The organism is Actinophytocola sp. NPDC049390 (assembly GCF_044466355.1).
GTDB lineage: Bacteria > Actinomycetota > Actinomycetes > Mycobacteriales > Pseudonocardiaceae > Actinophytocola.
The window spans coordinates 33,471-53,421 of record NZ_JBITMQ010000010.1; the positions used below are offsets into that span (position 1 = coordinate 33,471).

General features: G+C 73.7%; 17 protein-coding genes. 9 read left to right on the top strand and 8 right to left on the bottom strand.

Features of this window, described 5'->3' with window-relative positions; all coding sequences use genetic code 11:
* The first annotated feature begins 39 nt into the window (after positions 1 to 39).
* Positions 40 to 1,257 (top strand): MFS transporter, encoded by a 1,218-nt coding sequence (locus ACIBVP_RS26345; protein WP_396109010.1) that lies wholly within the window; start codon positions 40 to 42, stop codon positions 1,255 to 1,257.
* Between the two features lie 248 nt (positions 1,258 to 1,505).
* Positions 1,506 to 2,714 (top strand): MFS transporter, encoded by a 1,209-nt coding sequence (locus tag ACIBVP_RS26350; protein WP_396109011.1) that lies wholly within the window; start codon positions 1,506 to 1,508, stop codon positions 2,712 to 2,714.
* A gap of 14 nt (positions 2,715 to 2,728) precedes the next feature.
* Here the strand turns inward: ACIBVP_RS26350 and ACIBVP_RS26355 are convergent, their stop codons facing one another.
* From ACIBVP_RS26355 to ACIBVP_RS26375, 5 genes are all read right to left on the bottom strand, one after another.
* Positions 2,729 to 4,300, bottom strand: coding sequence for a pentapeptide repeat-containing protein (locus tag ACIBVP_RS26355; protein WP_396109012.1), 1,572 nt, complete (start codon positions 4,298 to 4,300; stop codon positions 2,729 to 2,731).
* Positions 4,284 to 4,826 carry a hypothetical protein gene (locus ACIBVP_RS26360; RefSeq protein WP_396109013.1) on the bottom strand — a complete coding sequence of 181 codons (543 nt, stop codon included), beginning with the start codon at positions 4,824 to 4,826 and terminating at the stop codon, positions 4,284 to 4,286. The genes ACIBVP_RS26355 and ACIBVP_RS26360 overlap by 17 nt, the downstream gene beginning before the upstream one ends.
* An 85-nt stretch (positions 4,827 to 4,911) precedes the next feature.
* The gene (locus ACIBVP_RS26365; RefSeq protein WP_396109014.1) at positions 4,912 to 5,709 is read right to left on the bottom strand and encodes a hypothetical protein; all 798 of its coding nucleotides are present in this window, start codon (positions 5,707 to 5,709) and stop codon (positions 4,912 to 4,914) included.
* Positions 5,706 to 6,329, bottom strand: a complete 624-nt coding sequence (locus ACIBVP_RS26370) for an RNA polymerase sigma factor (RefSeq protein WP_396109015.1) — start codon at positions 6,327 to 6,329, stop codon at positions 5,706 to 5,708. The genes ACIBVP_RS26365 and ACIBVP_RS26370 overlap by 4 nt, the downstream gene beginning before the upstream one ends.
* A 69-nt stretch (positions 6,330 to 6,398) precedes the next feature.
* Positions 6,399 to 6,566: a hypothetical protein gene (locus ACIBVP_RS26375; protein ID WP_396109016.1), complete on the bottom strand. Its 168-nt coding sequence runs from the start codon at positions 6,564 to 6,566 to the stop codon at positions 6,399 to 6,401.
* Between the two features lie 216 nt (positions 6,567 to 6,782).
* Here ACIBVP_RS26375 and ACIBVP_RS26380 point away from each other — a divergent pair, with 216 nt between their 5' ends.
* Entirely contained in the window at positions 6,783 to 7,169 is a 387-nt protein-coding gene (locus ACIBVP_RS26380) for a hypothetical protein (protein ID WP_396109017.1), read from the top strand.
* On the opposite strand, the gene ACIBVP_RS26385 is transcribed toward ACIBVP_RS26380, so the two are convergent.
* Positions 7,132 to 9,108, bottom strand: a complete 1,977-nt coding sequence (locus tag ACIBVP_RS26385; protein ID WP_396109018.1) for a heavy metal translocating P-type ATPase — start codon at positions 9,106 to 9,108, stop codon at positions 7,132 to 7,134. The genes ACIBVP_RS26380 and ACIBVP_RS26385 overlap by 38 nt on opposite strands.
* A gap of 65 nt (positions 9,109 to 9,173) precedes the next feature.
* Between ACIBVP_RS26385 and ACIBVP_RS26390 the strand changes: the two genes are divergently transcribed.
* On the top strand, positions 9,174 to 9,530 hold the full coding sequence (locus tag ACIBVP_RS26390) for an ArsR/SmtB family transcription factor (RefSeq protein ID WP_396109019.1): 357 nt from the start codon (positions 9,174 to 9,176) through the stop codon (positions 9,528 to 9,530).
* A gap of 18 nt (positions 9,531 to 9,548) precedes the next feature.
* Here the strand turns inward: ACIBVP_RS26390 and ACIBVP_RS26395 are convergent, their stop codons facing one another.
* A complete protein-coding gene (locus ACIBVP_RS26395) occupies positions 9,549 to 10,373 on the bottom strand; it encodes a phytanoyl-CoA dioxygenase family protein (RefSeq protein ID WP_396109020.1) in 825 nt (274 codons plus the stop codon).
* Positions 10,374 to 10,424: 51 nt separating this feature from the next.
* Entirely contained in the window at positions 10,425 to 11,024 is a 600-nt protein-coding gene (gene folE / locus ACIBVP_RS26400) for a GTP cyclohydrolase I FolE (protein ID WP_396109021.1), read from the bottom strand.
* A gap of 78 nt (positions 11,025 to 11,102) precedes the next feature.
* Here folE and ACIBVP_RS26405 point away from each other — a divergent pair, with 78 nt between their 5' ends.
* The 5 genes from ACIBVP_RS26405 to ACIBVP_RS26425 all read left to right on the top strand — a co-directional run bounded on the left by ACIBVP_RS26405 (position 11,103) and on the right by ACIBVP_RS26425 (position 19,943).
* The gene (locus ACIBVP_RS26405; protein WP_396109022.1) at positions 11,103 to 11,825 is read left to right on the top strand and encodes a helix-turn-helix transcriptional regulator; all 723 of its coding nucleotides are present in this window, start codon (positions 11,103 to 11,105) and stop codon (positions 11,823 to 11,825) included.
* Between the two features lie 62 nt (positions 11,826 to 11,887).
* On the top strand, positions 11,888 to 12,859 hold the full coding sequence (locus ACIBVP_RS26410; protein WP_396109023.1) for a magnesium transporter CorA family protein: 972 nt from the start codon (positions 11,888 to 11,890) through the stop codon (positions 12,857 to 12,859).
* 129 nt (positions 12,860 to 12,988) lie between these two features.
* A complete protein-coding gene (locus ACIBVP_RS26415; RefSeq protein ID WP_396109024.1) occupies positions 12,989 to 16,597 on the top strand; it encodes a DUF4132 domain-containing protein in 3,609 nt (1,202 codons plus the stop codon).
* Positions 16,594 to 17,694, top strand: coding sequence for an AAA family ATPase (locus tag ACIBVP_RS26420; RefSeq protein ID WP_396109025.1), 1,101 nt, complete (start codon positions 16,594 to 16,596; stop codon positions 17,692 to 17,694). The genes ACIBVP_RS26415 and ACIBVP_RS26420 overlap by 4 nt, the downstream gene beginning before the upstream one ends.
* The gene (locus ACIBVP_RS26425) at positions 17,694 to 19,943 is read left to right on the top strand and encodes a DUF5682 family protein (RefSeq protein WP_396109026.1); all 2,250 of its coding nucleotides are present in this window, start codon (positions 17,694 to 17,696) and stop codon (positions 19,941 to 19,943) included. Before ACIBVP_RS26420 ends, ACIBVP_RS26425 begins: the two co-directional genes overlap by 1 nt.
* Positions 19,944 to 19,951 lie beyond the last annotated feature (8 nt).

Sequence of the window (19,951 nt, forward strand, 5' to 3'; positions counted from 1 at the left end):
CAATTAGAGTCGCCCGCATCCGTCGACAGGAGGTTGCGGGTGACCACGTCGCCGACCGAGGCCGGGCGGTCGGTCCTGCGCGAGCCCGCGTTCGTCCGGCTCTGGCTGGGCACGACGGCCTCGGGTCTCGCCACCTGGGCGTTGCCGTTCGTGCTCGGGTTCGGCGTGCTCACCCGCGAGCTGAGCGCGGCGGGCCTCGGCGTGGTGCTCGCCGCCCGCACGGTCGGGTTCCTGCTCGCGGTACCGGTCAGCGGCGTGCTCGCCGACCGCCACTCGCGTCGCCGGGTCGTGTTGTGGGCCGGGCTGGCCGCCGCAGCGGGCACACCCGTGCTCGCGTTCGGGCTCGGCCGGTCGGTGCCGCTCATGGCGGCCGCCGCACTCGTGGTCGGGGCGGGGCAGGGCGCGTGCCGGCCCGCGTTCCAGGCGCTCGTCGCGGAGATCGTCGACCCCGGGCGCAGGCAGACCGCCAACGCGACGATGGCGCTGTCCGTGCGCGTCATCACGCTCACCGCGCCCGCGCTGACGGCGCTGCTGGCCACCGCGCTCAGCACGTCCGCGCTCCTCGTCGGCACCGGCCTGGTCTGGTTGTGCGCGGCACTCGTGCCCCCGGCGGGCCGCCACACCGTGGACACCGCGAGGGTCTCGTTCGTCCGCGAGTTCGCCGACGGCGTGCGGGAGGCGCGGCGGCACCCGTGGTTCCTCGCCGGGCTGTGCGCGCTCACCGCCGTGATCGCCACCGGCTACTCGGCCACCGGCGTGGTCCTGCCGCTCGTCAGCCGGGACTCCTTCGGCACCGAGGCCGTGCTCGCCGCCGCCATGACCGCCTACACGGTCGGCGGGCTGCTCGGCGCGCTCGTGGTCACCCGCTCGCGTCCGAGGGCACCGGGCTGGACCGCCCTCGCCGCCCTCGCCTGCTACGGGTTCGCGCCGCTCGCGTTGCTGTTCCCCGTCCACTGGGCGCTGGTCGTGGCCGCGTACGTGGTCGCCGGGCTCGGCATCGAACTGTTCAACGTGCCGTGGTTCACCGCCACGCAGCGCGAGGTCGCACCGGACAAGCTCGCCCGAGTGTCCTCTTTGGACTTCCTGTTGTCGTACGGACTCGCACCCGTCGGGCTCGCGCTCATCGCGCCCGCCGTCGACGTGTTCGGGGTCACCGCGGTGCTCGGCGCGTGCGCGGCCGTGTGCTTCGCGGTCCCGGTCGCCATGATGTTCGTGCCCACGACGCGGGACTTCGGCAGGGCGACGGTCCGAACGTGATCTGCGCCGCGTCCCCATCGGACTCCCCGCTCCGGCCGGTCGTGCGAACTTGGCTCCGCGGTGGGAAAAGCGGAGAAGTGTTACCGCTGTCGCCGTCGTTTCGGGCACGCCACGGCGGTTGAACTCCCCGAGAAGCAGAACGTAGCGTGGCCGCGCTCGGCGCTGGTGCCGAAGTGTCCACTGTGTCCTCCACGGGTAGTTCACCCGGCCTTCGAAGGGAAAACGTCTTGCGGCGAAACCTGCCGCCGATGGCTCGCGCGCTCGCCAGCCGCAACTTCCGGTTGTGGGCCAGTGCCGACGTGGTGTCCGTCACCGGCACCTGGATGCAGGTGTTCGGCCTGAACTGGGTGGTGATGGCACGGACCGGCTCGGCGACCGCCGTCGGGCTGTCCGTGCTCGTCAGCGCGCTGCCCGCGCTCCTGCTGGGACCGTGGTCCGGCTCGCTCGCCGACCGCGTCGACCCGAGGCGCATCATCCTGGCCGGGCAGTCGACGCACGCCGTCCTCGCGGTGGTGCTGGCGATGCTGGTGTGGACGGAGGCCCCGATCGGCACGCTCTACGTGCTGACCGCGTTCTCCGGGCTGATCGGGGTCGTCGAGGGACCGGCGCTGGGCCGGTTCGGCAGCCAGGCCGTCCCGCGCGCGGACCTGGGCAACGCGCTCGCGATCGGGTCGCTGATCAACTCGACCGGCCGTGTGCTCGGCATGACGTCGGCGGGGATCATCGCGGCCGTTGTGGGCGAACCGGCGTTGTTCCTGATCAACGCGGCCAGCTTCGTCGCGGTGATCATGACCGTTCGCGCCATCCGGGCCGCCGAGCTGTTCCCGCTGGCGGTCAGCACCCCGGAACGGGCGGGCGCACTGGCCGGCCTGCGTCACGTCCGGGCCGACCGGACGCTGCTGACGCTGTTCGCGCTCGGGTTCGTGCTGTCCGGCCTCGGCCGCAACTACCAGGTCACCATGGCCGCGATGGCCGAGGGCCCGCTCCAGGCGGGCGCGGCGGGGTACGGCACGCTCTCCGCCGTGTTCGCCGTGGGCACCGTGCTCGGCGGTCTGCTGGCGGCAGGGCTGCGGGAGCTGTCGGTGCGGTTGCTGTTCACCGCGGCGGCGGTCACCAGCGCGCTGCAGGCGGTCAGCGGCATGGCACCCGGCCTCCTCGGGTTCGCCGTGGTCATCCTGCCGATCGCGGCGGGTGCCGTGCTGATCGACACCGTCATGAGCACCCGCCTGCAGCTGGACTCGGCGGAGGACATGCGTGGCCGCGTCCTCGCGGTGCAGGCCACCGTCGCCGCGGCCGCCGGTGCCGTCGGAGCCCCGCTGCTGGGGTGGCTGTGCGAGCGCTTCGGGCCCGCGCCGGCGTTGACGATGGCGGGCGTGTGCACCCTCGCCGCGACCGTGCTCGCCGTCACCTCGTACGGCGCGAAGGTCCGGGCGCCCGCGCTCGAGATGGCGTCGTAGCCGTCCGGCACCGGTCAGCCCGAGGACGGTGCGCGGGTGTGTTCGGTGACCATCTCGGGTGGCAGGAGCTCACGCAGGGCGGCGACCCGGTCGCGGGTCACCGGCAGCTCCGCGGGGTACTCGGCCGGCTCGTCCGTGCCCGGCGCCCGCACGGTGATCATCGCCGAGGACGGGTCGGCGGTGCCGAGCACCCGGATGAGGTGGACCTGGTCGAGCGCCTCCCACGGCAGGGCCTGGCTCGCCGCCCGTTTGTCGGCCGAGGTGCCGGACAGCCAGACGAACGGGTCGCGGCCGCCCGCCGCGAACACCACCCCGCTCGGGGTCGCCACCTTCTCGCCGGTCCGCACGCGCTCGGTGACGAGGAACAGGAGGAGCGTGGTGATCGCGACGAACACCAGGTGCCCGACCACGGTGCCCGCCCGCCACGGCCCGGTCGCGGGAAGCGCGTCCAGGAAGATCATCGCGACGACGGCCACGAGGTCGGCCAGGCAGGCGCACGCCAGCACCTTCACCGCGAGGCGCACCGGCGCGGGCAGCTCGGGTCCGACCGGCGCCGGTTTCGGCTTGCCGATGGCGACCTGGGACCCGGCCGGTGTCCGCTCCGCCTCGCGACGGCGCCCCCGGCTGAGCCGCGACACGAGCCCGCCGACGAGGAACGCGCCGCCCGCGAACGCGAGCTGGTGGTGTGGCGCGGTGGCGAGAAACCCGAGTGGGCCGGGGTCGGTCGCCCACGGGACACCGCCGATGAGGTGGGTGAAGCCGCGCAGCACGCCGACCGCGGCCAGGTAGATCCCGGCGACGACGACCCCGACGCCCACGACCGCGCCCACCACGCGGCCGGGCCGCGTGGGTGTCGTGCGGCGGTGCCGCAGCAGGTAGCCGACCCGGCCCCGCCACCACGCCAGCGCGAGCGCCCCCGCGGGCCACAGCAGCGTGTGGGCGACCTGCTGGGTGTCGGTGTCGGTGTCGGTGACCGGATCGGCCGGTGGCGGGGTCGACCCGTCCAGCGCCCGGTCAGGCAGCCCGAGGGCGCCGTCCGTCTCCGCCTGGCTGGTCGTCGCTCCGGTGAGGTCGGCGTCGCGCAGGTCGGCGCGGTTGAGGAACGCCTGCCCGAGGTACGTGCCGCGCAGGTTCGCACCACGCAGGTCGGCGTCGTTCATGACCGCCTGGGTGCCGTTCGCGCCCGCGAGCACGGCGTCACGGAGGTCGGCGTTCGCGAGGTCGGTCTGGACGAGTTCGGCGTCGGCGAGGTTCGCGCCCCGCAGGTTCGCCCCGCTCAGATCGGCCTGGCTGAGGTCGGCACCCGCCAGGTTCGCCCCGCTCAGGTCGGCGCCCGCGAGGTCGGCCTGCCCGAGGGACACCCCCGCGAGGTTCGATCCGTGCAGGTCGGCGCCCGCCAGGCGGTCCTGGTGCAGGTCCCACCCGCGCAGGTCGGCACAGGCCAGCCGGCCGGCCGCGGGCGGCTCGTCGGCGACCAGTGGCCGGGTGATCGTCGGGCAGGTGCCGGGCGCCGCCACCGCGGCCGCGGGCCACACCAGGGCGACGCTCACCGCGACGGCCGCGAACGCGCTACTGAGCCACCGCACCCGTCTCACCCCAGTCCACGACCTTGATCCCCTCCGGTGCGAGCTGCTCGCCCAGCGTGACGGCCACGTCCGCCGGGAACGCGGTGCTCGACTCGACCCGCACCGTGCGGCCGCCGGTCAGGAGCACCTCCATGCCGTCGCGGTGCGGCGCGACCGACCGGCGGGCGTTGCCGCAGTCGCACCAGACCTGCACGGCCACGACCTCGGCCACGTCGTGCACGCGGGTCATCCAGGGCCCGCGCAGGAACAGCCGCCGCGTCGGCGAGAGGGCCAGCCCCAGCACCCCGACCGAACGCAGGTCCGCGTGCAGGCCGACGGCGAACGTCGTCACCAGGAGCACCGAGCACAACGCCGCCAGCCACGGCCAGGTCATGCCCCACGGCGTCAGCACGGCGGCGAACCCACCGACGATCGCGGCCGCGGACAGCGCCGTGCACAGTCTCCTGAGCAGCCTCGGCCCGCGCGACGCCGTCGTGCCGACGACGACCGGCGCCTGGACCGCGGCCCCCAACTCCGGTCCCGTCATCCGCAGAGCACCCCACCATCGCCGCAGGCTCGCCACCAGCGATTCTAGCGAAGTGGATCAGCTGACCGGCGTTACGCCGAACGGCTCAGGACCGCCCGCGGGACGGAGCACCGGTCGCGGACGGGGGTACGGCACCGCGGCTCGGCTCGACCGCGGATTCCGGTCGCGCCGGCCGTGATGGCGTGTCCGCCTCGCCCGTCGGGTTCTTTCCCGGCGGCACCGATTCACCCGGCGGCGCGGGGGGCGTGTTCTTCCCGGATTTTCCGGTGTTCGGGGACTTCGTGGGACTACCGTTCCCCGGCTCGTTCTTCGACGGTTTCTTCGAGGTTGTCGGTGCGTGTGTAGCGCAGTATTCCGCGACCTCGTCCGCGCCACCCGCGGCCTCGATCAGCGGCCGGAACTTCGGGTCGGCCCGGTGCCCGCCGTTGCCCGCCGGGTAGGTGCGGCACAGGTCGACGACCGCGCGCTCGGCCGGTGCCGTCGACGGCCCGGAGCCCGCCGACGGGTCGGGCGCGCCGCGGTCCCCGGTCGCGGCGGGCGCGGTCGTCGCCGTGACCGTCGGTGCCTGCTCGGTGGATGGCGCGGCCGACCAGGGCGTGGGCAGCACGCCGCCGCTCGCCGCCAGCACGACCCCCGCCGACCCGGTGACGGCGATCGCCACCGCGGCCTTGACGGTCAGCACCTTGGCGAGGACCCGCCGGGCCGCCGAGGGCCGGGAAGGTGCGGTCCCGACCGGGGCTGCCTGGCGGAACGCGGCCACCGCGGCCTCCTCGCCGGCCAGCTCACCGGGGTGGGCGGGCGCGGCGGCGGCGCGGAGCACCTCGGCGAGCAGGGCGTCGTCACCGGTGTGGGGACCGGTGGCTCGTGGCCGGTGCGTGCTCATCCGGCCGTCCTCGGCGTCAGGTCGCCCGCCCACACCGTGCCCGTGGCGGCGGCGTCCGGTGTACCGGCCTGTTCGAGCCGGGTGCTCAGGGTGCGCAACCCGCGCCAGGTGGCCGTGCGCACGGCGCCCGGTCGTTTGCCCATGACGCGCGCGGCGGCGGCCGTGTCGAGCCCCAGCACGACCCGCAGCAACACCGCTTCGGCCTGGTCACGCGGCAGGGTGGCGATGAACGCGACGGCCGCGTCGGTGGCGACGGCCGTGACGGCCGCGGCCGCCGTGTCGTCGCGGGAAGGCAGGTCGACCAGCACCTCGGCGGACTGGGACGCGGTGGGCCTGCGCTGGACGTACCGGAGGTGGTCCATGGCGCGGTGGCGGGCGATGGACGCCGCCCAGCCGCGGAACCCGGCGCCCTCGTCGCGGAACGTGCGGATGTCGCGCGCGATCTGCAGCCAGGACTCCGCCGCGACGTCCTCCGCGTCCTGCGTGCCGACCAGCCCGCGCAGGTACCGCAGCAGGCCGGGCTGCACCTCCCGGTACAGCTCCCGGAACGCCGCCTCGCTCCCGTCACGGGCGGCCCGTACCGCCGCCGTCAGGTCAGCCGCCGCCTGACCAGGTGCCATACGGAAACCTCGTCCTCCTGTTCGGCACTCCCGCCCACACCTGTCTAGACGCTCGGCACGTCGCGCGCGTTACACCGCCGCGCCGGGCCGCGCCTGCGTGACAGTCTCGTCGGCGGGTGTCTCCGCGTCCGGCGCGGGTCCCTGCGCCGGCGTCTCCGGCGCCGTCCGGTTGCGACTGCCGAACTCGGCGACGAGTTGATCGAATATTGGCGTGACCATCACCGGTGAATCCGTCATCGCCACCTCCCCGACTTCACGAAACGTTCTTCCCGCACACTCCTACCGCCGGACGATACCGGCCGGAAACAAACCGGGACAGTCGAGGCGCGCGGGATATTGCGGAATCAATTATTTTGACATTCACCGGTGCACGGATATCGACTTCGCGGCACGTTCGGGGGGCGGCGCCGCGGGCCGGGTGGGCGGGAAGGCCGCGGGAGGTAGGGTCCAGCCGTGGTCCTCCCCGAACTCCGCCAGTACGCCTCGATCGCCGCCTACAACGCCGCGTACCCGGCCAGCCCGATGCCTGCCGACCCGGCGGAACGGTCCCGGCTGCGGGGCTACCACCTCGCCATGCGCGGTCTGGTGGACGACCTGACCGGCAGCGCGAGCGCGATGATCGTCGACTTCCTGCCGGGTGGACCGCCCAAGCCGGGCACTCCGGACCGCGTCGGGACGGTCGTGGCGAGCCCGTGGCGCGAAGGGCCGGTGCTCGTCCTGGCGCAGGGCGTGTCGCTGTGGACGGCGTGGCGGACCGTCGTGCGGCGCTGGCCCACCCGCCTGTCCGAGGTGCGTGACCTGCTCAACGGGATCGAACCGGAGACGCCGGGTTCGCGCTGAGCGGCGGGCTGACCGCCGCAGGCACCGGTGACGTCGCCGCGACCCGGTGCCAGGCCGCGTCCCGGAGCAGGCGCAGACCGTTGAGGCCGACGATGACCGTCGAGCCTTCGTGGCCCGCGACGCCGAGCGGCAGCGGGAGCGTGCCGAACAGGTCCCACAGCACCAGGCCCGCGATGAAGGTGCCCGCGATGACGAGGTTCGCGGTCACGAGGCGGCGGGCGCGCCGCGACAGGGCGATGACGGCCGGGATGGCGGTCAGGTCGTCGCGGACGACGATCGCGTCCGCGGTGTGCAGGGTCAGGTCGGCACCGGCGCCGCCCATCGCGACACCGGCGTGCGCGGCGGCCAGCGCGGGGGCGTCGTTGATGCCGTCCCCGACCACCGTCACCGCGTGCCCGGCGGCCTCGAGGTCCCGGACGGCGGCGACCTTGTCGTCCGGCAGCAGACCCGCCCGCACCTCGGTGATGCCCACCCGCGCGGCGACCCTGGCCGCGGTGGCGGCGTTGTCGCCGGTAAGGAGGACGGGTGCGGTGCCGGTCAGCCGGGTCACCTCGGCGACGGCCGGGACCGCCTCGGCGCGGACCTCGTCGCCGATGCCGAGCACACCGGCGAGCTCGCGGTCGCGGAGGACCACGACGGCCGTGAAACCACGCTCCCGCAACGCGTCGACGACCGGGAGACGCGTCCCGGCGAGCAGCGCGGCCGGCGAGCCGACCTGGACGAGGCGCCGCTCGACCACCGCGGACACTCCGCGGCCGGGCTGGGCGGAGAACCCGTCCGCGGCGGGGACGTCCAGGTGGCGGGCGGCACGGACGACCGCGGCGCCGAGCGGGTGCTCGCTGGGTCGCTCGGCGGCCGCCGCCGTGCGCAGCAGCTCCTCGTCGGTGCCCCCCGGCTCCGGGTGCACCTCGGCCAGTTCCGGGGTGCCGCGGGTCAGGGTGCCGGTCTTGTCGAACGCCACGCGAGTGGTGGTGCCGAGTCGTTCCATCACGACCGCCGACTTGACGAGCACGCCGTGCCGTCCGGCGTTGGCGATCGCGGCCAGCAGCGGCGGCATGGTGGCGAGCACGACCGCGCACGGCGAGGCGACGATCATGAACGTCATCGCGCGCAGCAGGGCCTCGCGGAAGGGCTCGCCCCACAGCAGCGGGACGGTGAACAACGCGATCGTGGCGGCGACCATGGCGACCGAGTAGCGCTGTTCGACCTTCTCGATGAACAGCTGCGTGCGGGCCTTGGTCCGGCTCGCCTGCTCCACGAGGCCCGCGATCCTGGCGACGACGGAGTCCCCGGCGCGGCGTGCCACCCGGACCCGCAGCACACCGGTGCCGTTGAGGGTGCCCGCGAACACCTCGTCGCCGACCGCCTTGTCGACCGGCAGCGGCTCGCCGGTGACGGTGGCCTGGTCGACCTCGCTCGCTCCGGCCACGACCGTGCCGTCCGCGGCGACCCGCTCGCCCGGCCGGACCAGCACGACGTCCCCGACCGCCAGGTCCGCCGCCTTGACGGTCTCCTCGTCGTCGGCCGCGCCGAGGCGGGTCGCGGTGTCCGGGGCGAGGTCCAGCAGGCCGCGCACGGAGTCCTCGGTCCTGGCGGTCGCCAGTGCCTCCAGTGCACCGGAGGTGGCGAAGATGACGATCAGCAGCCCGCCGTCCATCACCTGCCCGACCGCCGCCGCGCCGACCGCCGCGCCGACCATCAGGAGGTCGACGTCGAGCGATTTCTCTTTCAGGGCAAGCACACCGGCCAGCCCCGGCGCCCAGCCGCCGGTGGCGTAGCAGGCCAGGTAGAGCCCCCACCACGTCCATTCCGGGCCGCCGAGCAGCTGCGTGGCGAGCCCGGCGAGGAACAACACGAGGGCGGCGGCGGCCCACCGCACCTCGGGCAGGGCGGACAACCGCGTGCGCCGCGACGGCGTGGCGGTGGATGACGTGGACATGCGCCGACGATAACAGAACATATGAAGAGGTCTTCATATGGAGAGCCTGGGTTAGGCTGCTGGACATGGGACACGGTGGCCGTGATCGGCCGGTCGCACGGCTGGACGCCGAGTCGGCCGCCCATGTCGCCACGACCCTGCAGGCGCTCGCCACCCCGAGCAGGCTGCTGATCCTGAGCGAGCTCCGGCAGGGACCCAAAGCGGTCAGCGAACTCGCCGACGCGGTCGGGATGGAGCAGTCGGCGGTGTCCCACCAGCTACGGCTCCTGCGCAACCTCGGGCTGGTCACCGGCACCCGCGCGGGCCGCAGCATCGTCTACAGCCTCTACGACAACCACGTCGCGCAACTGCTCGACGAGGCCGTCTACCACAGCGAACACCTCCGCCTCGGCCTCACCGACCGCCCCGGCGCGACGGGCTGACCGCCGCGCCTCGCCGTGTCACGGCGCGCCCATCACGAGCCCTTCGATCGTGTGCTTCTGCTCGATCGGTTCCAGCTCGTCGACGACGCGGCACGGCAGGTGCGCGAGCAGCGGCTCCGGCAGCCGGGCGTGGTAGGCGCGGGTGACCATCAGGTCGTGGCGTTCGTCGTTGCCCGCGCCGGGGGCGTCGACGCCGAGCACGAGCGTCGGCCGCGGTGTCGTGGACCGGTTGGCGGTGCCGCGGTGGATGGTGAGCGCACTGCGCGCGGAGATGTCGCCGCGGCGGGTGAGCCTGCGACGGCCCAGCGACTCGTAGCGGGGCCAGTGGCTCTCCGGCGGGAACATGCCGTGCTCGAACTCGGGGCTGTCGTCCCACTGCGTGCCCGGCGCGATCTCGAACGGCCCCATCTCGGGCGTGACGTCGACCGTGGTGAGGTTGAACGCGAGGGAGGTGAGCCTGCCCTCGCGCGTGGTCTCCGGCGGGGACGGGAAGTCGCGGTGCCACGGCTGGTCGACCGCGCCGGGCAGCGGCACGTCGAACCCGACCTCGACGATCCGGTACTCCGCGCCGAGCACCGCCTCGCACACCCCGGTGACCCACGGGTGCGTGACCAGGTCGACGAACCCGCGCAGCCGCTCGGGGTGGATCTCGACGTAGTACCGGTTCGGTCCGCGCCCGACCGCCGTCCCCGGCGACGCGAGCGCCTCCGCGAAGATCGTCATGATGTCCTCGCCGAGCCGGTCGGCCCAGTCCGCGGAGAACGCCCCCTGCCTGCCGACGATGCCGTCGGTGCGGAGTTGTTCGACGTCCTGCGCGCTCGGCGGTGCGACATTGCCCGTCAACGGTCCTCCTCGCGGGATCACGACTGCGTTGTCCCGTCCCACGATAGGCGGTCAGGAGCGCAGGCCCGCCAACGCGAAGAACTCCTGGCGTGAGCGTGCGTCCTCGCGGAGGGTCCCGAGCAGGGTCGACGTGACCGTGGTCGACCCGACGGCCTGCACGCCGCGCAGCGTCATGCAGGTGTGCTCGGCCTCGATGACCACGCCGACGCCCTGGGGGTGCAGCTGTTCGGCGAGCCAGTCCGCGACCTGCTTGGTGAGGCGCTCCTGGACCTGGGGCCTGCGGGCGAAGTGCTCCACGATCCTGGCCAGCTTGGACAGCCCGAGGATGCGGTCGCCCGGCAGGTAGCCGACGTGCGCGACGCCGACGAACGGCAGGAGGTGGTGCTCGCAGACGGAACGCACCGGGATGCCGCGGGCGAGGACGAGTTCGTCGTAGCCCTCGTCGTTGGGGAACGTCGTGAGGTCGAACGGCCGGGGGCTGAACAACTCGGCGTAGGCGCGGGCCATCCGGCCCGGCGTGCCCCGCAGGCTCTCCGACACCGGGTCGATGCCCAGCGCGCGGAGGAACCGCGCCGCGGCCTGTTCGGCCTCCGCCATGTCGATGCCTGCGTCTGGTTCGTGGACGACCCGTAACGCGGGTGCTGAGCTCATGAGCGGTCCTCCCCTTCCGCGACTATTACACCAACAAATCTTGGTCTTTTAGAGTCCACGTCGTCAATAGCGCGCGATATGGGACACAGTCGTTGGTGTTATTGTGGAGGTGTGACGGGCGATCCGGCGATCAGGGCGGTCGCCGCGCTCGACGACGACCTGCGGCGCGGCATGTACGCGTTCATCCGCGCCGCCCGCCGCCCCGTGACCCGTGACGAGGCCGCCGCGGCGGTCGGGATCTCCCGCAAGCTCGCCGCGTTCCACCTCGACAAGCTCGTCGACGCCGGCGTGCTCCAGGCGGACTACCGGCAGGTCGCCGGGATGCGCCGGGTCGGCCGCGCACCCAAGGTCTACCGGCCCGCCGACACCGACATCAGCGTCAGCATCCCGCCCCGCAAGCACGACCTGCTCGCCGAGATCCTGCTCGACGCCGCCACGCGCGACGACCCGGACGCGGTCCGGAAGGCCGCGTACGACCACGGTCATCGCGTCGGCGCCGACGAACGCGCGCGCAGCCGGCCGGGACGGCTCGGCACCGAACGCGCGCTCACCCTCGTCGCCGCCACCATGCGGCGGCACGGGTTCGAGCCGGTGCGCGAGCCCGACACGTCCGTCCGGTTGCGCACGTGCCCGTTCCACCCGATGGCGGCGACGTCGCCCGCGCTCGTGTGCGGCATCAACCACGCCTTCCTCAGCGGCCTGCTCGACGGCCTCGACGCGCCGACGCTGACCGCCGAACTCGCCCCGGGCGGCGGCGAGTGCTGCGTCGAACTCCACGGGCGGTTCCCGCGAGAACCGTGATCCCCGGGTGAGTCGGTGAACTCGCCCACGGGCGTCGGTAGTGACGGTTACCGTGTCCGGCCATGGCTCGGACTCGCTTGTACCGCAACGGCGTGCTGATCGCGGAGAACTTCCCCGCCGAGGATGTTTCGGACTACCTGCCGGAACCGGACACCGCGGTGTGGCTGGACTTGTGTTTCCCGACGGCGGCGGACCTGGCCACCATCAGCGAGGAACTGGACCTGCACGAGCTCGCGGTCGAGGACGCCGTCGGCGAACACCAGCGGGCGAAGCTCGACCGCTACGACACGCACTCGTTCCTGACCGCCTACGCGGTGCGGCTCGACACCGAGACGGGGTCGCTGGAGACCTCGGAGCTGGCCGCGTTCGTCACCGACCGCGCGCTGGTGACCGTGCGCAAGGACGAGCACTTCGACATCGAGGCCGTGGTGGCGCGGTGGGACTCGGCCGCCGACCTCGCCAAGAACGGCGTCGGGTACCTGCTGCACGGGTTGCTCGACTACATCGTCGACGGGCAGTTCGACGTGGTGCAGGCGCTGGACGAGGAGATCGAGACGCTCGAAGACCAGGTGCTCGCCGAGGAGGTCCACCACAAGGAGGTGCAGCTGCGGTCACTGCACCTGCGCAGGAGCCTGGTGACGCTGCGCCGGGTGGTGCTGCCGATGCGCGAGGTGATGAACGCCGTGATGCGCCCGGACTTCCGCCTCGTCACCGACGAGCTGATGCCCTACTACGAGGACGTCCGCGACCACGTCCTGCGCACCGCGGAGTGGACCGAGTCGTTGCGGGACCTGGTGACGACCGTCCGGGAGACGCAGCTGAACCTGCAGGGCAACCGGCTCAACATGATCATGAAGAAGGTCACCGGCTGGGCCGCGATCATCGCCGTGCCCACCGCGATCACCGGGTTCTACGGCCAGAACGTGCCGTATCCCGGCACCGGCGAGCCGTGGGGGTTCTGGGTGTCGACCGGGGTGATGCTGACCCTGTCCGCCGGTCTGTTCGTGCTGTTCCGGCGCCGCGACTGGCTCTGACGACGCCCGGGTGGATCGGCGCTGTGGATCACGGAAGGTTCACGGGCGGATCGATCCACCCCGGAATGTCGGTGGGCGGGGCTAGCGTGTGCGCGCGGTCGGAGGAAGTACGGCAGGAGAGAGTGGAACGTGCGGCGTTTGGAGTACATCGGCGGTGGCTCGGCGAAGTTCTGGGAGGGGGTGGTGCAGGGCAGCGACGTCGTCGTGTCCTGGGGCCGGATAGGCACCGACGGGCAGACCAAGCGCAAGGAGTTCGGGTCCGCGACGGCGGCCGAGGCGTTCCTCGCCAAGCAGGTCGCCGACAAGATCAAGAAGGGCTACGCCGACGCGGGCACGGCCACGGCGCCCGTCACGGCACCGCCCCCGGAACCGGCCGAAGGGGAACCGGCACGCCCGGCCGCTCCCGCGGCGACCGAGCCAGACGAGGACACCTTCGCCCCGCCCCCAGGCTTGGTCCGGATGGCGTACGCCCGTCGTGACCAGGGCAAACCCCGCTACCAACCCGCCGCCGACGCGCACCAGGCAGCCACGAAGCTCCTGGAGAAGTACCGGCACATGGTCGACGGCGTGCTCGACGCGGCGGACACCGAACAGCGGATCGCCACCGCCGCGCGCGGCCACCTCGGCGGCACCCCGGACCCGTTGGGCGCCGCCGCGGTGCTCTTCGTCCTCGGCCTGCACGCCAGCTACTACGACCAGGACCAGCTCAGCCGCTTCGGGCACCACTGGCTGGCCGAGCACGGCCTGGTGTTCTCGGTCGAGGCGTCGATGCGGCTGGCCACGCTCGCCGTCGGGACCAGGAACACCGGTGTCGGCGGGGCCCGGGGCAACGACCTGCGTTACGCGGCCGCGGGCGAGCGCCTGACGTGGCGCTGGCCCGGTGCGCACGTGCTCGGCGACGTCCGCACCGCGCTCGCGGCGGCGGGTGACGACGAGTACGCCCGGGCCGTCGCCACCATCGGCGAGCTGCGCACGGACGCCCACACCCGGCTCGTCGCCGCGTTCCTCGCCCCGACCGAGACCGCGTGGGTGGACGCCATGACCCCCGACGAGGTCGACGACCTCGACCACGTGACGACCTGGCTGTACCTGTGTGCCGCGTACCGCGTGGACCAGCTCGACGACATCCCGTTCGCCGAACACGCGCTCGACCGCCACTCCAGGGTGCTGCCGACCGTCGTGCGCACGCTCGGTCCCGACGTCGCGCCCGTCCTCGCGCGGTGGTGCGACGGGGCCGACAACGACGTGCGCAAACGCCTGCTCGCGGCGATCGTCGCGATGCCGACCGACGACGCGTTCCGGTCGCTCGTCGCCAAGGCCGACCAGGCGCAGTACCGTGCCGCGCTGCAGGAGGCCGTGCCCCGCTACCCGGTGCGCGCCACCCGCGTCCTCGCCGAGGCCGCCGCCGCGGGGGACCAGGTGGCCGTCGAGCTGCTGCGCGCTCATCTGCTGACGCGCCAGGACCTGCTGACCGACGTCGTGCCTACCCTGCCCGACGCGGCGCGGGAGGCCGCGCTCGCCACCCAGGAGGGTGTCGTCCGGCTGCCGGACGCACCGGCCGACCTGCTGCCGCCGGTGCTGACCAGTCCACCGTGGACCCGCAAGCGCACGTCGGCGCCCAAGGTGGTGCTGGCGGACCTCACCGTGGCGGCACCGGCCCGCGTCGTGTGGGCGGACGGGGAACGGGACCAGGCCTTCGCCCGGCGGTCGCAGATCTCGTATGCCCGCCACACCCGTAGCGACGTCGACTGGACGGACGAGCTGAAGCGGTACGGCCGGAACGACTGGGCGATGCCGTCCATCCTCCTCCACGCGCCGGACGACGTGGCGCTGTCCGCGCTGAAGACCTGGCAGCCCGAGCAGGTGTACAACGTCGACACATGGGGCCCCGCGCTGCTGGCCCGGTTCGACGTCGACGCCCTTCCCGTCGTCGCCGCGGTGGCGACGTCGAGCAACGGCCAGGACGATCTCAGGGCGCTGTTGCCCGTGCTGGACACCGAGGTCGCGACGATCATGGCGACGGCGCTGGCGAAGCGCCGCACCGCCCGGCCGGTCGTGACGGCGTGGCTGCTGCGACACCGGCTGGCGACGCTGCCCTACCTGCTGCCCGCCACGCTCGCCAAGCCGGGCAAGGCCCGGGACGCGGCGGAGGCGACGCTGCGCGCGCTCGCCGCGCACGAGAGTGCCGACGAGGTGATCGCGGAGGCGAAGCGGCTCGCCGGCGAGGAGGCCGCGGACGGCGTGGCCCGCGTCCTCGCGACCGACCCGCTCGACCTGCTGCCGAAGAAGCTGCCGGTGCCGGGCGCGTGGGCCGACCCGGCCGCACTGCCCCAGATCCGCCTGCTGGACAAGGAGTTCGCGCTCCCGACGGCCTCCACCGCGGACCTGGTGACCATGTTCGCGCTCGGGCGGCCCGACGAACCCTACGGCGGCGTCGCGCAGGTCGCCGAGGTGTGCGACCCGGCGTCGCTCGCCGAGTTCGGGTGGGCGGTGTTCGAGGCGTGGCGCAAGGCGGGCATGCCGTCCAAGGACGGCTGGGCGCTCACCGCGCTGGCCGCGGTCGGCGACGACGACACCGTGCGGCGGCTGTCGCCGATCATCCGCGCCTGGCCGGGCGAGGGCGGGCACGCCCGCGCGGTCACCGGCCTGGACGTGCTCGCCGAGATCGGCACCGACGTCGCGCTCATGCACCTCAACGGCATCGCGCAGAAGGTCAAGTTCTCGGGCCTCAAGGCACGCGCCAAGGAGAAGATCGAGCTGGTCGCGGCCAAGCTCGGCCTGACCGCGGAGCAGCTGGCCGACCGGCTCGTGCCCGACCTCGGGCTCGCCGAGGACGGCACGCTGGTCCTCGACTACGGCCCCCGGACGTTCGTCGTCGGCTTCGACGAGGCGTTGCGGCCCACCGTGTCGGACGAGGACGGCACCCGGCGCAAGGCGCTGCCCAAGCCGGGCGCCAAGGACGACCAGGACCTCGCGACCGCCGCCTACCAGCGGTTCGCCGCGCTGAAGAAGGACGTCCGCACCCTCGCGAGCGACCAGATCATGCGCCTGGAACGGGCCATGGTGTCCGGCCGCCGGTGGAGCCAGGAGGACTTCGCCACCTACTTCTCCGGGCACCCGCTGCTCTGGCACGTCGTGCGCAGGCTCGTGTGGGGCGTCTACGACAGTGACGACAGGCTGGTCGGCGCGTTCCGCCTGGCGGAGGACCGGACGCTCGCCGACGTCGACGACGAGACCTACACCCCGCCCGAGGGCACGACCGTCGGCGTCGCGCACCCGATCCACCTCGGCGACGCGCTCGCCGGCTGGGCCGAGGTGTTCGGCGACTACGAGATCCTGCAACCGTTCCCGCAGCTGGGCAGGCCGGTCCTGACGCTGACCGACGCGGAACGCGGCGCTCTCACGCTCGCCAGGTTCGACAAGACCACCGTCAGCGTCGGCAAGGTCCTCGGGCTCACCAAACGCGGCTGGGAACGGACCGCGCCGCAGGACGGTGGTGTCGAGGCCGGTGTGGTCAAACCGCTGCCCGGCGGCTGGTTCGGGGTGCTCGAACTGGAGGACGGCATCGTGGCGGGCGAGCCGACCATGCTCGGCGAGAACCAGGAGATCCGGCGCGTGTTCCTCTCCCCCGACCACGACGGCTGGTGGGGCAAGGAGGACACCTCGTTCGGCACGCTCGACCCGGTGTCGGCGAGTGAGCTGCTGGCCGACCTGACCGAGCTGGTGAGCGCCAAGTGACCGCGACGCGGAACGGGACGGAACACCTGCAGCGCCCGCCCGCGGAGATCCGGTTCGCCGACGAGCTGGACCGCCTGCGCGACCAGGACACCGCGCCCCGCCCGCCGGGGTGGGCGCTGAGCCTCGACGCGGCCCGCCGGTTCGTGGTCGGCGACGCGAAGCTTCGCGTGCGCAACAAGTTCGTCGGCGATCCGTCCCTTGTGGACCGTGCGCTGGTCACGCTCGCCACCAACCGCGGCCTGCTGCTGGTCGGTGAGCCGGGCACGGCGAAGTCGCTGCTGTCGGAGCTGATCGCGACCGCCGTGAGCGGGGTGTCGACGCTGACCATCCAGGGCGGCGCGGCCACCACCGAGGACCAGATCCGCTACTCGTGGAACTACGCGATGCTCGTCGCGGAGGGCCCGTCGACCCGGTCGCTGGTGCCCGCGCCGCTGCTGCGCGGCATGGCCGAGGGCAAGGTGGTGCGGTTCGAGGAGATCACCCGCTGCCCGCTCGAGGTGCAGGACTCGCTGCTGTCGCCGCTGTCCGACCGGGTGCTGGCGATCCCGGAGCTGACCGGCCCGGACGCCATGGTGTTCGCCACGGACGGGTTCAACGTCATCGCCACCGCCAACACCCGCGACCGGGGCGTCAACGAGATGAGCGCGGCGCTCAAACGCCGGTTCAACTTCGAGACCGTGTTCCCGATCCCCGACCTGGACACCGAACTGGCGCTCGTGGAGACGGAGTCGGCGGAGCTGCTGCGCCGCTCCGGGGTGCCGGTGGCACAACGCCGCGACGTTCTCGAGGTGCTGGTCACCACGTTCCGGGAGCTGCGTGCGGGCACCGGCCGCGACGGTCAGGAGCGACTGTCCACTGTGCTCAGCACGGCCGAGGCGGTGTCGGTCGCGCACGCCGTCGGGTTGCGCGGCTGGTACCTGCGCCGCGAGGCGGGGTCGGCGGAGGACATCGTCGAGTGCCTCGCCGGGACGGCCGCGAAGGACAGCCCGGACGACCTCGCGAAGCTGCGCCGCTACCTGGAGCACGACGCGGCCCGGCGCAGGCACTCGCCCGCGTGGGCCGACCTGCACGGCGCCCGGCTGCGGCTGCCCGGCTGATGGCCGCTCCCGTCCACGTAGTCGGGGTCCGGCACCACAGCCCGGCGTGTGCGCGGCTGGTGCGCGAGACGATCGCCGCGCACCGGCCCGCGCACGTGCTGATCGAGGGGCCTGCCGACTTCTCCGGCCGGATCGGCGAGCTGCTGCTCGGGCACACCCCGCCGGTGGCGATCTTCGGCTACGTGCGCGACGCCGCACGCACCCGGCTGTCGTGGGCGCCGTTCTGCGACTACTCCCCCGAGTGGATCGCGCTCACCGACGGGCACGCGGCGGGCGCCGAGGTGCGGTTCATCGACCTGCCCGGATGGCGCGCCACCGAGACCGAGAACGTCTACGCGGACGCGGAACGCCGCTACGCCGAGGCGTCTGAGCGGCTGTGCGCGGCGTTCGCGGTGGACAACACCGACGTGCTGTGGGACCACCTCGTCGAGGCGCACCCGCACGAGGGACTGGCCGAGCGGCTCACCACGTACTTCGACCTGGTGCGGGGCGAGGCGGACGCCGGGGCCGAGGACACGGCACGCGAGGAGTACATGGCGCGGTGGATCGCGGCCGCGGCCGCCCGGGACGACGGCCCGGTCGTGGCGGTGGTGGGCGGCTTCCACCGGCCCGCGCTGCTGGCCCGGCTCGCGACCGCCGACACGGACCCGGCCTGGCCCGCACTCCCGGACGTCCCGGCGGACACCGAGGTCGGCAGCTATCTGGTGCCGTACTCCAACCGCAGGCTCGACGCGTTCACCGGCTACGCCTCCGGCATGCCCTCCCCCGGCTACTACCAGCGGCTCTGGGAGTCCGGCCCGAAGGACGCCGCGACCGGCCTGGTCGCCGACGTGGTGACGCGGCTGCGGCAACGCCGCCAGACCGTGTCCACCGCGGACCTGATCTCGGCGACCGCGCTCGCCGAGGGGCTCGCCGCGTTGCGCGGGCACCCGCACCCGGCCCGCACCGACGTGCTGGACGGGCTGGTGAGCGCGCTCGTGTCGGACGCGCTGGAACAGCCGCTGCCGTGGTCGGCCCGCGGCCCGCTCGCGGCGGGCGCGCACCCGGTCGTGGTGGAGATGGTCGCCGCGCTCACCGGTGACCGCACCGGCCGCCTGCACCCGGACACCCCGGCGCCACCCCTGGTCGGCGCGGTCGCGGCGGAGCTGGCCGCGCTCGGTCTCGACGGCGACCGGGACGTCCGGCTCGACCTCGCCGACGCGGGCGACCTGCGCCGCAGCCGCGTCCTGCACCGGCTGCGGGTGCTCGGCATCCCCGGTGTGGAACGGAAATCCGGGCCGTCGGCGGGCCGGGACGCGACCGCGGCGGAACGCTGGCAGCTCACCACCTCAGACCGCCGTGAGGCCGCACTGATCGAGGCGGCGGCCCGCGGCGGCACCCTGGCCGACGCGGCCGCGACCACGCTCGTCGGCCTCGCCGACGGCAGGAACGAGGTGGGGGCACTCGCGGCGCTGCTGTACGACGCGGCGCTGTGCGGTCTCGCCGACCTCGCCGGTGACCTGACCACCCGGGTCGCGGCCGGGGTGCGGTCGGCACGTGAGCTCGCCCCGCTCGGTGCGGCGTTGCGGGTGGCGCTCGGGTTGTGGCGGCACGACCGGCTGCTCGGCACCGCGGGCAGCCCGCTGCTCGGCACGGTCGTCACCACCGCGACCACGCGCGCGCTGTGGCTGGCCGAGGGCATCCGCGGCGGGGACACCCCCGCCGAACCGGCGCGGCTGCGCGCGCTCGCGGCGGTCCGGGACGCGGTCCGCGACGGCGGCGCCGCGCTCGACCTCGACCGGGAGCTCGCGGTCGGCGTCGGCGGGCGGCTGTTCGCGAACCAGGACGTGCCACCGGATCTGCGTGGCGCCGGGCTCGGCCTGTGCTGGGCGCTCGGCGAACCGGTCACCGCGGCCGACGCGGTGCCGCGGTCGCCGTCGGTGCTCGGTGACTGGCTCGCCGGGCTGTTCGCGGTGGCCCGCGAGGAAGTGCTGGACGACGACGGCCTCACCGCCGTGCTCGACGAGCTGGTGAGCGCCTTGACCGCACACGACTTCCTGGCGGCGTTGCCCGCGCTGCGGCAGGCGTTCGAGTTCTTCCCGCCCGCCGAACGGGAGCGGTTCGCGACCGCGCTGGTGACCCGTCGCGGCGGCGGGTCCGCGCGTGCGCTGCTGCGGGTGCGGGCGGACCCGGTGCTGGTGGCGAGTGGCGCGGCCATCGAGGAGGCGATCGACGAGATGCTCACGCGGGCGGGGCTGGCGGACCTGTGAACGACTCA